The organism is Rossellomorea aquimaris, from assembly GCF_001877785.1.
In the GTDB taxonomy this organism is placed as follows: Bacteria; Bacillota; Bacilli; order Bacillales; family Bacillaceae_B; genus Rossellomorea; species Rossellomorea aquimaris_A.
On the sequence record NZ_MINN01000117.1, the window covers coordinates 169,495 to 182,477 of the forward strand.

General features: G+C 42.8%; 14 protein-coding genes and 2 riboswitches. Of the genes, 4 read left to right on the plus strand and 10 right to left on the minus strand.

From position 1 onward, the window contains the following. Positions 1-42: 42 nt before the first annotated feature. Positions 43-636: an SCO family protein gene (locus BHE18_RS17520; RefSeq protein WP_071619804.1), complete on the plus strand. Its 594-nt coding sequence runs from the start codon at positions 43-45 to the stop codon at positions 634-636. Positions 637-679: 43 nt separating this feature from the next. Here BHE18_RS17520 and BHE18_RS17525 read toward each other — a convergent pair whose 3' ends face one another. The 5 genes from BHE18_RS17525 to BHE18_RS17545 all read right to left on the minus strand — a co-directional run bounded on the left by BHE18_RS17525 (position 680) and on the right by BHE18_RS17545 (position 4,450). Further along, positions 680-1,090, minus strand: a complete 411-nt coding sequence (locus BHE18_RS17525) for an STAS domain-containing protein (RefSeq protein ID WP_071619805.1) — start codon at positions 1,088-1,090, stop codon at positions 680-682. Between the two features lie 169 nt (positions 1,091-1,259). After that, positions 1,260-2,342, minus strand: coding sequence for a hypothetical protein (locus BHE18_RS17530; RefSeq protein WP_071619806.1), 1,083 nt, complete (start codon positions 2,340-2,342; stop codon positions 1,260-1,262). Next, positions 2,332-2,769, minus strand: a complete 438-nt coding sequence (locus tag BHE18_RS17535) for a type II secretion system protein (protein ID WP_071619807.1) — start codon at positions 2,767-2,769, stop codon at positions 2,332-2,334. Before BHE18_RS17535 ends, BHE18_RS17530 begins: the two co-directional genes overlap by 11 nt. Continuing rightward, entirely contained in the window at positions 2,766-3,203 is a 438-nt protein-coding gene (locus tag BHE18_RS17540; protein WP_071619808.1) for a type IV pilus modification PilV family protein, read from the minus strand. The genes BHE18_RS17535 and BHE18_RS17540 overlap by 4 nt, the downstream gene beginning before the upstream one ends. A gap of 116 nt (positions 3,204-3,319) precedes the next feature. Further along, positions 3,320-4,450, minus strand: a complete 1,131-nt coding sequence (locus tag BHE18_RS17545) for a histidine kinase N-terminal domain-containing protein (RefSeq protein ID WP_071619809.1) — start codon at positions 4,448-4,450, stop codon at positions 3,320-3,322. A 383-nt stretch (positions 4,451-4,833) separates the two neighbouring features. Between BHE18_RS17545 and BHE18_RS17550 the strand changes: the two genes are divergently transcribed. Continuing rightward, on the plus strand, positions 4,834-6,498 hold the full coding sequence (locus BHE18_RS17550) for a M4 family metallopeptidase (protein WP_071619810.1): 1,665 nt from the start codon (positions 4,834-4,836) through the stop codon (positions 6,496-6,498). A gap of 653 nt (positions 6,499-7,151) precedes the next feature. On the opposite strand, the gene BHE18_RS17555 is transcribed toward BHE18_RS17550, so the two are convergent. Further along, positions 7,152-7,703 (minus strand): competence protein ComK, encoded by a 552-nt coding sequence (locus BHE18_RS17555; RefSeq protein ID WP_071619811.1) that lies wholly within the window; start codon positions 7,701-7,703, stop codon positions 7,152-7,154. Between the two features lie 320 nt (positions 7,704-8,023). Between BHE18_RS17555 and BHE18_RS17560 the strand changes: the two genes are divergently transcribed. Next, a complete protein-coding gene (locus BHE18_RS17560; RefSeq protein ID WP_071619812.1) occupies positions 8,024-8,506 on the plus strand; it encodes a sigma-70 family RNA polymerase sigma factor in 483 nt (160 codons plus the stop codon). Between the two features lie 68 nt (positions 8,507-8,574). Beyond that, a riboswitch (cyclic di-GMP riboswitch) is annotated at positions 8,575-8,660 on the minus strand. 342 nt (positions 8,661-9,002) lie between these two features. On the opposite strand, the gene BHE18_RS17565 is transcribed toward BHE18_RS17560, so the two are convergent. The 3 genes from BHE18_RS17565 to BHE18_RS17575 all read right to left on the minus strand — a co-directional run bounded on the left by BHE18_RS17565 (position 9,003) and on the right by BHE18_RS17575 (position 11,254). After that, the gene (locus tag BHE18_RS17565; protein WP_171910739.1) at positions 9,003-9,443 is read right to left on the minus strand and encodes a VanZ family protein; all 441 of its coding nucleotides are present in this window, start codon (positions 9,441-9,443) and stop codon (positions 9,003-9,005) included. 152 nt (positions 9,444-9,595) lie between these two features. Next, the gene (locus tag BHE18_RS23330) at positions 9,596-9,754 is read right to left on the minus strand and encodes a hypothetical protein (RefSeq protein ID WP_171910740.1); all 159 of its coding nucleotides are present in this window, start codon (positions 9,752-9,754) and stop codon (positions 9,596-9,598) included. Between the two features lie 39 nt (positions 9,755-9,793). Further along, a riboswitch (cyclic di-GMP riboswitch) is annotated at positions 9,794-9,877 on the minus strand. 561 nt (positions 9,878-10,438) lie between these two features. Then, a complete protein-coding gene (locus BHE18_RS17575) occupies positions 10,439-11,254 on the minus strand; it encodes an SGNH/GDSL hydrolase family protein (RefSeq protein WP_141771922.1) in 816 nt (271 codons plus the stop codon). A 525-nt stretch (positions 11,255-11,779) separates the two neighbouring features. Here BHE18_RS17575 and BHE18_RS23800 point away from each other — a divergent pair. Next, positions 11,780-11,911 carry a hypothetical protein gene (locus tag BHE18_RS23800; protein ID WP_268876374.1) on the plus strand — a complete coding sequence of 44 codons (132 nt, stop codon included), beginning with the start codon at positions 11,780-11,782 and terminating at the stop codon, positions 11,909-11,911. Positions 11,912-11,990: 79 nt separating this feature from the next. Here BHE18_RS23800 and BHE18_RS22750 read toward each other — a convergent pair whose 3' ends face one another. Continuing rightward, positions 11,991-12,953, minus strand: a complete 963-nt coding sequence (locus BHE18_RS22750) for a uracil-DNA glycosylase (protein WP_083573860.1) — start codon at positions 12,951-12,953, stop codon at positions 11,991-11,993. Between the last annotated feature and the right edge of the window lie 30 nt (positions 12,954-12,983).

The following is a 12,983-nucleotide window of genomic DNA, read 5'->3' on the forward strand; positions in this document are numbered from 1 at the left end:
ACATGCAGTGCAGGGGCGGACCTTTGTTGTAAGGGGGAGATTATGATAAAGAAATTTTGGGTTGTTGTGCTGGCGGGAATACTTGCGGCTGTACTTGCAGGGTGCGGCAAGGGAAATGTGGAGGAATCATTTCCGATGAGCGTCGAGGTCGGGGAGATTGAGGCTGAAAATCAAAACGGTGAGAAGGTGCGGTTATCGGATCTCAATAAGGATAAAATCCTCATCGCAGACTTCATCTTCACCAACTGTGATACGGTCTGCCTCCCGATGACGGCGAATATGGCGAAACTTCAAAAGAAAATTAAGGAAGCCGGTCTGCAAAATGATGTCCAGCTCGTCTCTATTTCAATCGACCCCGAGGAGGATACTCCGGAAGTTCTGGCCGAATACAGCAAGCGCCACGGAGCAGACTACAATAACTGGTCGTTCCTGACCGGCTATACCCGTGAGGAAATCGAGTCATTTGCAAATGTTTCGTTTAAGACCCCTGCCGCTAAAGTGGAAGGTTCGAACCAGTTCGTTCATGCGACTTCTTTTTTCCTGGCCGGTGAATCGGGGACGCTCCTTAAAACATACGAGGGCGTATCAGACCCGCCATTTGAAGAAATCATCCAAGATATCGAAAAGCTGAAATAACAAAAAAAGCTTGATTCCCAATCGAACGGGAATCAAGCTTATTCTAATTTTCCTGCAGCCATTCATAAAAACCGGCTTTCCGCAGTACCTGGTCTGCCTTGTTTTCAGAACGGCGAATGGACACTTCAAGACCCTCGTGCTTCAGTAAACAAACCAGATCGACCAGAGCGGCAACACCAAACTGATTGATAAAATCCAGCTTGCTGATGTCGATTGAAATGTCCTTGCAATTTTTAAAGTGAGATTTATATTTAAGCAAGAACTCATCCATTTTTTCTATCGTGGATGTACCAAGATGCCCGGCAAGGACCACCTTCATAGTCCCAAACTGGGAAGAAGCCTCGATGTTCAAGCTTTTTCCATAAAGACGAGTGTGGCCCATATTGATAAATAGATCTTTCCCGGAAGACGGATGGTAAAAGAAACACATTTCCTGCTTGGTTGAAAGATTCATAGGAAGCACCTCTATCTTTTAGAGTTAAATTGCTCAGATAGTATTTTTTACCCATGACCCTTCCAGCTTAAACATTAAATTTGAGATTTATTTCCTAAATTACATAAAACATTATCAGTCAAAGTAATATCGTTGAATTTTTAGAGGGGCTTTCTTGTTTTTTCTATATTTACTTATCCTTTTTATCATAATAATACGTAAACGTATCCTCAATATCAGAAGACCAGTAAACAGATGCAGGCTGCTCGACAGGGTTTCCCCCTGCACAATTTTCATAAAATCCCTCTTTATTCTGCTCTTTTATGAACAACTTGCCGTAAATATTTTTATGTCCGGAGACTTCCAGCTTTCCGGCGACACACACTTTTGAGCCGCTGGACACATTCAAATGTTTTCCCACTTTCATGTCTCCGCCGATATATACTGCTGATTCTCCCTCCAAATCCAAATGTCCATTAAAAATGGCATTCTTACCAACTTCAAGGATTATGTTCTTTGCGTTATTCATATTTTTACCCATTGTAAACTGACCGTCTACATGGATACTTGAATTTTCAAGGTTGTTGTTGTTTCCGGTGAGCGTTAAATCATTCAGGGAGTAGACAAGATCTTTCTGGATTTTCATATTATTTTCTGAATAGGTCTTTGAGGTGGTAAGCAGGACTTCTTTACAACGATTGTTCAGACTGGCGGGATTCTTGCAGCTGTCCGGCACTGCCGGCAGCGGTATTTTTTTCAGAAAGTCACCGGTATACGAATCGCCATTATTTACTGCAGGCGTAATCGTTAATGGAATGGTCGTTTCAGCAAATAAGGTGAATCTCTCCTTTTTTTTCAGTCCCGTGCTTGTGATTTCAATGAACAGACCTGTGTCTCCCGCAGGAGAAATGGTCCGCTTGAGTTCAAACGAAGCGCCTTCCCCCACCTCCACTTTCTCTTCTTTTAAAAAGTCCGTGAATTTAGTGATCATGAGGTTAAAAATCTCTTCTTCATTTAAACCGGCATTTTTGTCCCGGGCGATTTCAGCAAGCACAGTATCCCTCGCTTTTTCAAGGGCATAAATGATCGACGTTTGATAATACGGGATCCCCATCTCGGCAATGGCTGCTGCCTGGTAGTTCTCTTCGACCTTGCTGCTCTGTTTGGAATTATTGTAAGAAGCAGCCAATAAACTAAGAGCCACTGCCATAAATACAGTGATAATCAACAAAGAAAGAACTAATGCATACCCTTTTTCTTCTCTAATTTTCATGGTTTGAACTGCCTTTCAGTTTATATAAAGTGGTATGTAAAGTGAACTTCTCCCCGGGGGCATCTTTCAGGGACAATGTGAGTTCCAAATCCCTGGAATGGTCAGAACCTTCCTCTATGTCTGCCGTGTAGCAAGTCTTTCCATCAGAAAACGATGTGATCAGCTGTTTATCATCCGTTTGAGTGTTATATACCTTAAGTTGACAGTTGTTATTCACTATCTCATATGAAGGACTGGTCTGGTGGATCCTTGTCAGTTTCATAGAAATTTGATTGGCTTCCTGCTGAAGGGAAGTGTCAGTGGCCGCTTTCTTTGAATAGGAAATACCTTGAAAGAAAACATTCCATAAGAGCAGTCCGATCACGGATAAAACAGCCAGACTGGCAAGAACTTCAACAAGTGTGAGGCCATTTTGATTACGCGTCATTCTTCCGCCTCCCTGACTGTGATATATCCGTATGTTTCAGTTATTATTTTCCCTGACTGCCCGATCTGGATGGTCACAGCATGCAGCCGGCTTTCTGCGCTATCCTTCGAAAGCTTGACTTCAACACTGAAGCCTTCCAGTACTTTAGTAAAATAAAAATCCCCCGGGTCATCAGGTACTATTATTTCGTACCCATAAGGGACAGGCATCGAGTCAGGGTCCTTTATAAATGTACTCACTTCGTTATCCTCATCATCGGTCCAGACTGCCAATATTTTTTTCGCAAGATTGATTGCCTGAATCTTTTCTTCATTATGCTTATTATTCATGCCGACCTGAGGAAAGAAGGTGATGATGGATACGAGAATAATAGATAATAGCGTAATAGACGCAAGAATTTCCACTAACGTGATTCCTTTTTCATCTTTAAGCACCGGAATTCTCCTTGTTATAGGTTTATTTTACTATATCCTCTTTCCATTATATCACCAGCGGCTGCGGGTAAGGAAAAGAAATAAAAAAAGGCCTGCGCCTCAGGGCAGACCTTCTCTTATGACGGTAACGTCGGCACACTGGAACGAAGGGGAAGTTTAATTGTAAAGGCGGTCTTTTCGTCAGTCGAAAAGCACGTGATTTCCCCGCCGTGCTTCTCAATCAGCTTCTTGCATATGAACAAACCGATTCCCGTTCCGAGCTCTTTCGTTGTATAAAACGGCTCAAATATTGCATTGATGGTTTCCTGCTGTATTCTGGGGCCGTTGTTCGTGATGGATAGATGCAGGGTTGATGCCTGCATTACAGAGCGGATACGGATTAAACGTTCTCCCTTCTCAATCTGCAGTGCATCGATCGAGTTCATGATCAGATTCAGAAAGACCTGCCTCAACTCATCCTTGTTTCCTGAGATAATCAGTGATTCATCCACTTCAAGAGTGGTAGAGACGTCCCCGGCCAGGAGACTCGGATACAGGAATTCCAGCAGCTCTTTGAACATATCAGAAAGATTGATCTCTTCCCTCTTGCTCTCAATGATTTCCTTCCTTGATACATGGAGAAATTGGGAGATCCGATAATTCAGCTGATCGAGTTCATGCTGCATGATATCAAGATACGGAAGATCCGGGTAATCATGCTGTAGCAGTTTTGTAAATCCGATGATGGAAGTCAGCGGATTCCGGAATTCATGGACAAAGCTCGAACTCATCTGCCCGAGGATCGTGAGCCTTTCCTTATGAGTTTGATCAATATAAAGCTCTTTTTCCTGCAGCTGTCTGTCCCGTATGTCCGTGTACTGCTTGACGGCCAGATAAGAGAAGCGGTCGAATAAAGCATTGATCCCTTCCAGATACGGCTGGAGCTCCGTCCACTCAATCCCCGAACGGCTCACCCATTTGATGACTTCACTCTTCCCGACGTTCACGTTATACACGAACTCGCTGATATTCACATTGGCTTCCACCCGCTCCTGGGCGGTCTTATAGGCAAGTGCCTGGATTTCCTCTTCGGTCAAGGGGTTTTTAATGGCACGTTTTATCAGGTGAAACATCCGAAGACCGTTCTGCAGCACTTCTTCCTTATACACATCCTGATCTGAAATAACGATATTCGATCTCCAATTATGTAAAAACTCCATCGAGTGTTCTTCCAAAAAAGCTATGAGTCTATCAGAAGTACTAATCATCCGCCGGCAGCCCCTTCGTCACTATTTTCAACGCTCACTCTTTCCTATTATCATAACAGAAATATGCGGACTCTGAGACATTTTCTAGAAATTTCAATCCTTTTAATTCCCATTCCGGGCCTATTCCGCTGTCTACTAAAGTACTAAAGCATTACAGACCGCATGTTTCGTTAGATTTCGACGATGGCTGGATCGTTCGGTTTATTTCGTGTGACGAAATTTATCGAATAATGATTTTCGTTACCCTAAATTCCCCACATTCACTTCTTAAGACAGTCTATTATCTCCAGTAAACTCCCCTGCCAAGTTCGTTCGATAGATTCATGTGTTTTACTAGATTGCTCACTATACTTAATATCATAATGACATAGGGAGGAAATAAATTGAAAAAAAGACTTATTGCACCAATCGCACTGTCTACTGCTCTGATCGCCGCCACTCTGCCGCAGGGGCAGCCACTGGCCGTCCAGCCTCAGGAAATTGCCGGGGTACAGACCAAATCAGTCAAGCAGTGGAATGAAAAAGCAAATGTCCCTCTATTCGTGAAAGAGAAGCAAGCCGTGAAACGCATGGCTGCTACATCCAATGATGCTCTCAATTACCTCCATGAGAAAAAGTCCACACTCAACATCAAGAATCCGAAAGCGAGCTTAAAAGCAAAGAAAGTCGAAAAAGATGACTTAGGCATGACACATGTCCGCTTCAACCAAACGAAAGACGGCATCCCGGTCGAGGGATCTGAAGTCATCGTTCACTATAATAAAAAGAATGAAATTACGTCTGTGAATGGATCTTATCATCCATCTGCTGAAAATGCCGGCTTAAACACGACACCAGCATTATCAAGCAGTAAAGCAGTCGATAAAGCGAAGTCAGCCGTGAAAGCACCGGACAAGCTGACCTACGCGCCGACTTCGGAACTCGTGATCTATCCGTTCGAAGGAAATGATCACCTGGCGTATAAAGTGAATGTCAATTTCCTCGGTGAAGCACCGGGCAACTGGTTTGTTTTCGTAGACGCAAAAACAGGGGAAGTCGTCGACCAGTACAATGCCATCATGCATGCAGAGGATATCAAAACCCAGACAGGAACCGGGATCGGGGTATTGGGCGGGCACCGTCTCCTTCACATCTCCCAGACAAAAGAGCCGAATCAGGGTACGATGTTCCAGCTGGCGGACTACAGTCATGAAGGTCTCGATGGCATCTTCACATATGACTACTCGAATAACCGGATCGAAATGTTCAAGGATAAAGATGCCGCCTTCACATCCGACTTTGACCGGCCGGCTGTGGATGCCCACTATAACTCCGAAAAGGTCTATGACTATTATTTGAACGAGCATGACCGCAACTCACTTGATGGTGAAGGCATGCCGATCCAGTCGGTCGTCCATTACGGGGAAAATTATAATAATGCTTTCTGGAACGGCACCTACATGGTATATGGGGACGGCGATGGTGAATTCATGATTCCGCTTGCTGCGGGACTTGATGTCGCTGCCCACGAAATGACTCACGGGGTAACGACGAACTCCGCCAACCTGCAGTACCGATTCCAATCCGGCGCGTTGAACGAAGCGTTCTCCGATATTTTCAGTGCCTTGATCGATGATAAAAACTGGGAGCTCGGCGAGGACATCATGGCCCCTGCAGCCAAGGAAAGCGGAAGGGAATCGCTCCGGAGCCTGAGTAACCCAAGTAAGTACCCTGTCAACGCAGCGTATGTTCCATATGGAAACGGTGACGGGATGTACCCTTCCCATATGGATGAGTACTATGATCTGCCGCGCAGCCTTGATAACGGCGGCGTTCATATCAACTCCTCCATCATCAATCATGCCGCTTACCTGACCGCTCAGGATATCGGCCGCGAGAAGCTCGGTAAAATCTACTACCGTGCGCTGACGACTTATCTGACAAGCCTGTCTGATTTCAGTGATGCGCGTCAGGCCATCATCCAATCAGCAGTGGATCTTTACGGTGAAGGAAGTGCCGAAGCAGCGGCAGCCGCCGGCGGATTTGATTCTGTCGGGATTACTGAATAACCATACGAAGAGGCTGTGACAAAACTAAAAATCTACCAAGAACAATATCAGTATATGTTCTTTATTCCGATAATTTTCCGTGCAAGACATCGCTTTCTGCGGGCATCCCGGTTCCAGCGGGGTCTCACATGTCAGCTGCAGAACGAAAATCAAAGTGCAGGATGAACTAATTATAAACCCGAACGAATTTGCCTCTTCACGTTCAAATTCATTCGGGTTTTTATTTGTCTCGTCACATCCTCATTTTTTATGGCAGGATAACCACCGGCTAGAGATTTCTCAAAAATAAGGGGAGGAATTTCTCTTATTAGCGATTAAGCACGAAATATGGAGTGAATAGAGGGAAACATTTCCCTTATTTACTCCGAAAGCATGAAAATGTAACCTTTTACCTTGCCTTAACGGAAAATACTTCCCTTATCCCCCCGAACCCAGCTCGATTCAGCAGGATTACGGAAAAACCTTCCCTTATTAAAACAAACAGAGGTTACACACATTGAAGGATAAAAAAATGTCTGCTCCAGTGTTCTCCTCGGCATTCTCGCGGCAGATTCTGTCCAGCTGCAGGGCCTTAGCTCAAACACTTTTGTCCCAGTCTCTTTTTTGCCCATAAAAAAGAAGCCTTTTCTAAAAAGCCTTCTTCTCTCAATCTATTATATTTGGATGGGAGGCGGATCCTCCGGATTGAAAGGCAGCATGCTGGAGTAAATCGCCGGTCCCGGCATTTCTTCTATTGAAGGGGGCAAGTCGGCATCATTTGAAGAAAAATACGTCAATGTTGCAGACGCCCTTTCCATCTGTGTTCGGAGAACTCTCACTGAACAGGAGACTTCCAGCATCGAGCCGTTTTTAAAATGAACAAATGTCTTTCCATTAGTGTGGGTGAAATTCTCGATGTGGGAACAAAATAGCCAGGTGCATTCATAATGTTGGGGCGACATGGTGGGAAAAGCAAGTATGTAAGGATCTTCACTGATGATGACAGGCGTTTTCCTGAAATAAGGCAGAACATGCTTCACAGCTTTTACCCGGCCGTCGTATGAAGCTCCATTTCGCATACACACATCGTCCAGCAGATCCTTGACCGACCTTTTACTGAAGACATGATCGCCAGTCTGATTCAGAATGACGGATTGATACCTTTCGTGATAAGCCGGGTAAATCGCCATTGTATTCATTGTGATCGGGTTTTCTCTTTCTCTCACTCACTACACCATCCTTTAAATGTTAGTAGAAACTTATTTTTCAGAAAAATCATAAAAATAAGTGACTTTATACCTATTATACCGAAACAGGATATCATTTCCAGTAATTTCTACAAATTTTTACATTTTTTCGTAAAATAAGTTTCGATTCTGACCAAACAATCACTTCCCATCCATAAACGCATTATTTTCTCCGGGCAAAAACGCGGAATCTCCAATAAAACAGAGAATTCCCCGTTTTGTCGTTTCCTCCCCCTCCCCTGTATGGTAAAGCTACCCGGGAATAACCGAAAGGCGCGCCATTCAGAAGGACCACCCACATGGAATCATTCCATGAAATTCAAAAGCAGTTTGAACCGATGATTCACAAGATCATCCTCTCCCTTCACATCTTCAGGGATCGGGAGGAATTCTATCAGACAGGACTGATCGCTCTTTGGGAGGCAGCCCAGAACTTCAATCCTGATAAAGGGGTATTTGCAGCGTTTGCGTATTCTTATATCAAAGGGAGGATGCTCACGGAATTAAAACAGAAAACAAAGCTGCATGACCGGCAGACCTATCCAAAGGAAGAGTTTTGGGAATTGGTGGAGGATGAATGGCAGGAGACTCCGCTTTCGCTGGAGACCTTGCTTGCATATTGTGAGGGACTTACTGCAGGACAGGCCAAGTGGGTCATGTATACATTCAGGGATATGTTGACGGTCAGGGAGATTGCGGAGAAGGAGGAGGTCTCGGTCGGGGCTGTGAAGAAGTGGCGGCATGGGGCTAAGGAGCGGTTAAAAGAAGAATATATAAAATAAGGCAAAATAAAAAAACCTTAAAGGTTTGTGAGTGGAAAGACTATTTTAAAAAAATTAAAAAGAAAAGACTCGGCAGCTGGCTGGCATTGTCACTTGAACAGAAGCCCCTATAGCTTTGCGTCACCACCTTTCAATGGCTTTGCCCTTTTCACATCAATTCAGGATTGATCCTTACCCAAAAATACGTTTACGGTGAGATTGAAGAACCTTTATGTATATACGATTCTCTTCACACCGGAAGAACTTGATCCCAAATAGCTTCAAAGGAGTCCATATTTCTTTCATATAATAAACCGGCATTCCAGAGCCCCCTTCTTAAAATACATTTAATCCCTTTTCTTGTACTATTATACAACATAAAAGTCTGAATTATCTATACAACTTAACAAAAATAAATAGACAAAAAAAGACAAATTGAGACAGGGCGTGGGACAAGGGGACAGGTACCTTGTCCCACCTTTATAAAAACTCGCTTCTACATATTGCCTGTTAGAGATTAAAGATTCGATGGCTTGTCTTCCGCTTTTTGAATTATTATTAATCCCTTTTTCCACAACCAGTACAATCCAACATACAAAACTACTCCTCCTGCATCAAATCCTACATCCAGCAAACACCCTGTCCTATAAAAGAATAATTGTGCGACCTCTGTAAATAAAGCATATCCGGCAGAGATAAGAATGGTCGTCCCCAATCGATTCACAACCATATAGACAATTGCGGCCAGTAAACAAAATGCAAGCGCATGGCCTGCTTTTTGATAAATGTAGGCTGGGCTCGTGAATGGATAAGAAGTGAAGTCGAAGAAAGCGGAATAATCCGGCTCTGGATTCCACCTGAACCGGGGAATTCCCTCAATATATAACCTGGTTAGCTTCTCCGTACAAGTAAAAATAAAAATAAGGACCAAATAGCTAATGGCAGTAACCCATCGCACTCCAATCACTCCCTCGTCATCATCCTTGCCATGACAGGGGGGCGGCATACTTCGGGACAGGGGGACAGGTACGTTGTCCCGCTCAGGGACAATGTACCTGTCCCCCTGTCCCACGACAAAATAAAAAAGGCCCGGTAAGAGCCTTCTAAAAATTAAATGTTTTTCAGTTTCATTTCATGATACAAGATTTTTTGATGGATTTTCTTTTTAAGCCGGCAATCTAAACAACTATCCAGCAATGCCTGATGATAGCGCACTCTTATCGAATGCCACCTGAACTTTAATAGAAACATCACTTTTTTCATCTTCATAATGTTCCTCCCTTTGTTTCATAAGTCGCAGGAGTCCGTTTCGGAAACTGGCTGGCTTTGTCAGTGACAGTAGCCCCTATAGTTTTGCGTCATCATTTTTCAATGATTTTGCCGTTATCGTACGAGTTATGAATGATTTTTATTTCTTATTACATTCAACTTCAATAGTTCAATACTACTACTTTTTTTGATAGTAACATAATTTCAAGGAAATAAAAGTCGATATTCTTAAAAGAATATTACAGCTTTGAATTCCTCCCAGTAAGTCCTTTGTAAACACCCTCGCACCTTAAAACCTGCCTCTTCTTATCGTCCCGTTCCAATAAGGGTGCTTAACTAAAAGTTAAGTATGGATCTTCATTTAAGTATACGATTTGGGAGGTTGATGCGTGTGTTCAAGTAATTTCATCTCATGATAATGAATGCTTTCCTGCAACTTTTGCTTTAGTTTCCAATCCAGGCAGCATTCAAGAAGTGCATAATGGTAGGTAAGCCTTAAGGAATGCCATTTAATCTTCAGGGTTAAAAAGTATCCACTCTTCTTCATATACCACTTCCCCCTCTTACAATGCCAACTTCAATTTTCACAAAATTCGCTCAAGCTGCATCTTTAATGGGGGTGGAAATTAAATACAGGTTGAATGTCCTGAAACTGGGACAATGAACCTGTCCCCTTGTCCCAGTTTAGATTTCCCTGACAAAATAATTAATGAGAAATTCAGCCCAGGCTTCGTTTCCTTTTTTGTTTGGCAGGCTTTCGTTTGTCAGATAATCTTTTATTTCTTTTTCATCGGAAGCAGGCCAGGCCTTCCAGTGATCTAAATAAATGTATTTATTATGTTCGGCGTACTTTTGAAGCTCCTTTTCATCCTCGAGGTAGTAATGGGCGCCGTATATAGGGTTTGCCGGCTGGATGATGATGGTCAAATCGGGGTTCCCCTTTTTAAAATCTTCAAGCACGGCTGTAAGATTATTCAACCGTTTCTTCATCCCGATTTCCTCGATGCCATAAAGCAGGAAAGGTTCAAGCAAAAGAATATCAGGATGTTGTTTCACCAGTTCTTTGTGGAGGTTTTCTTCAACTATTTCAGTTGATGTCTTATTGGCAATCTCGTTGACTGTGACGTTTAACAGAGTATTACCGTAAACATCCATCAGCCTGTTCTCTAACAAATCGGACCATGCACCCTTTTGTTCAGAAGTTGAGGAGGAACCGAGAATCATTAAATGCAGTGGTTTATCCTGGTTGATTTTCTCTCTGAATTTCTGCTGCAATTCTGGCGGCAGATAATTCAAGCGATCTAATTTAATCATTTTTTCTTTTTTGGCTGCTGCCTTTTCCGGATCCCCGTTCGCTTCCGATTTTACGGACTGATTCGGAGCCTTCACACTTACTGTCTCTGCTAAAACGGAATTGAGTTGGCCATCCCAGTACATCTTACCGCCTGCTAAAACAGCAAATGTAATGATAAACAGACAAACTAGTAAAAAATTCTTCACCCTCATCCCCCCATATAATCTATGAGGTAAATGATATAGCAGATAGATTACAGAATTTGTATATCTTTGTAGACGGCCGTTCTAAAAGTTACGACAAAAAATTTTTGCACAAAAAAATACAGCTACAAGAGCTGCATAAGTTTCTCACCATGATATTGGGATTTTTCACGATACTTGTTGAATTGAGGAGAATCTCTTGTCATCTCCAGCACATAATTAAAACTGAAATACCAAAACTTATGCCATTCTCTTCTAAAATTGCGTAACATAGAACCCCTCCACATTATCAATTTTAATTTCCCTACAACTGTAGATTAACAAAAGTATATTAAGCAAACGTAAATAATATGTTAAACCACGTAAAAATTTTGGGACAGGGGGACAGGTCCCCTGTCCCCCTACCAATATTGAGTGCCTTATAGCCTAGAGAGTATGTGATTTTCAACTGCTTTCATGCTTAGACTGATGGATGAATATGCTTTTTAGTGAGGCTTGATCGCTGGTTATCCAAAAAGGGGGCATAGCATGAAAGAAAAAAGTAAACTCTCAGAAGATATTAAAGCGAAGGATAAAAAATTCGATAAGGAAATGGAACAATATGATCTGGAAATTGAGGTGTTAAAAAAGTCTATCTCGAAGGATGAAGCAGAAAAATAAGCAGAAACTACTTTTATTGAATTAAAAACCGTGAACCCCAGCAAAGATTGCCTGGGTTCACGGTTTTTTTAGACTTGGTTCAGGAGTGGGACACTGAACCTGTCCCCCTGTCCCAATATAGGTGCTTTTTTAATTTTATGAAGTCCTGCATTTGTTGTTGTTTGGTTCGTTTTCGTCTGTTCATGACTACTGTGCTTGTATGGTAGAGCGGGAACACTTTGTAACTGTTCCATTGTTGAGGTTGGGCGACATGATCTTTCAGTACGATGGAGTGCTTCTTAATCGTATTGAGAGCCTTCAGGGCGTTGCTTCCTAAAGTGACAATCATCTTAGGCTGGACGAGTTCAATTTGTTCCAAAAGGTAATGACTGCAATTAGCGATCTCCTTGGTAGAAGGAACACGTACCTTTTCATCTTTATCCGTTGGACAGCAGAGTACTGCATGAGTAATATATACCTCATTCCTCGTCATGCCGATATGATTCAGTAGTTCTTCAAAGTTTTCACCTGAAGAGTCCCCTGACATTGGAACGCGCGTTAATTCAGCTCCGGAAGGACCGGGAGCCTCTGCAATAAACATAAGGTCCGCCTCTATATTTCCGTTCAGCCTGCTGATCACCGCTTTCTTCTCCATCATTTTGGGACAAGTTGTGCAGGCAGCCGCTTTGGTAACCAGATCATTAAATATCGTCCCCTTTCCCCGATTATCCTGAGGGTATCTTCCAAACAGAGAAAGGGTAAAAACTCCTTTTGGCATACTAAAGGAAGCTTCAATTTCCTTTTGATCCGGATCCGTGGAGTAAGCTTTCTCTATTAACCCAATGATTCCCAGGGATGTTAGTTTAATCTCCACCTGTTTTCCGTCTGAAACCATGATCGTAAAATCCTGATCATGTTCGTAGCGGGTGACCTCTATATTCAAATCACTTCCCATCAGCATGATGATATCTTTCAGCTGGTGGTGATCTTCTGTTTTAATCGTTATGCGAGTTGGGTTAAAATTCCGGCATATCTTAAGAAACTGATTTATTTTACCACTCATTTTTTCAACTTCCTAAACTTAATAGTTTTA

Bases quoted from the DNA above. Each gene is read 5' to 3' on its own strand.
- BHE18_RS23800 (WP_268876374.1), top strand. From the start codon at position 11,780: ATGAAAGAAAAAAGTAAACTCTCAGAAGATATTAAAGCGAAGGATAAA.
- BHE18_RS17535 (WP_071619807.1), bottom strand. From the start codon at position 2,769: ATGACGCGTAATCAAAATGGCCTCACACTTGTTGAAGTTCTTGCCAGT.
- BHE18_RS23330 (WP_171910740.1), bottom strand. From the start codon at position 9,754: ATGAAGATGAAAAAAGTGATGTTTCTATTAAAGTTCAGGTGGCATTCG.
- BHE18_RS17530 (WP_071619806.1), bottom strand. From the start codon at position 2,342: ATGAAAATTAGAGAAGAAAAAGGGTATGCATTAGTTCTTTCTTTGTTG.
- BHE18_RS17520 (WP_071619804.1), top strand. From the start codon at position 43: ATGATAAAGAAATTTTGGGTTGTTGTGCTGGCGGGAATACTTGCGGCT.
- BHE18_RS22750 (WP_083573860.1), bottom strand. From the start codon at position 12,953: ATGAGTGGTAAAATAAATCAGTTTCTTAAGATATGCCGGAATTTTAAC.
- BHE18_RS17525 (WP_071619805.1), bottom strand. From the start codon at position 1,090: ATGAATCTTTCAACCAAGCAGGAAATGTGTTTCTTTTACCATCCGTCT.
- BHE18_RS17560 (WP_071619812.1), top strand. From the start codon at position 8,024: ATGGAATCATTCCATGAAATTCAAAAGCAGTTTGAACCGATGATTCAC.
- BHE18_RS17545 (WP_071619809.1), bottom strand. From the start codon at position 4,450: ATGATTAGTACTTCTGATAGACTCATAGCTTTTTTGGAAGAACACTCG.